Raw genomic sequence first — 259 nt, 5'->3', positions numbered from 1 at the left:
CAGGCTTTGTGTGTCGGGCGATTCGGTGGTGTGGACCGATCATGAGAACCGCCGTACGCAGTTTCCATTGCCCACCGATTCTCGGCCAGCGATCACCAATAGCCTGGCCGAAGCGGCGATCTATTTAGGCTCGGCTCCTGATGAGCTGGTGCTGGCCCAGGCGTCGCGGTTCTATCACTTTCGCGACGGTGCGTTGGTTTCTATCAGCGATGCGTATGACAACCGTCTACGCATTTGCCGTGATCGCTCGGGAAGGATC

At 58.3% G+C, this 259-nt stretch carries 1 protein-coding gene; it reads left to right on the top strand.

Features of this window, described 5'->3' with window-relative positions; translation table 11 throughout:
- Positions 1-259: hypothetical protein (locus tag E4P00_RS26010; RefSeq protein ID WP_248133325.1), on the top strand; the 259-nt coding region annotated here is incomplete at both ends.

This window comes from Pseudomonas sp. B329 (genome assembly GCF_023127835.1).
Taxonomy (GTDB): domain Bacteria; phylum Pseudomonadota; class Gammaproteobacteria; order Pseudomonadales; family Pseudomonadaceae; genus Aquipseudomonas; species Aquipseudomonas synxantha_A.
This window is presented reverse-complemented; position numbering and strand designations above follow the sequence as displayed.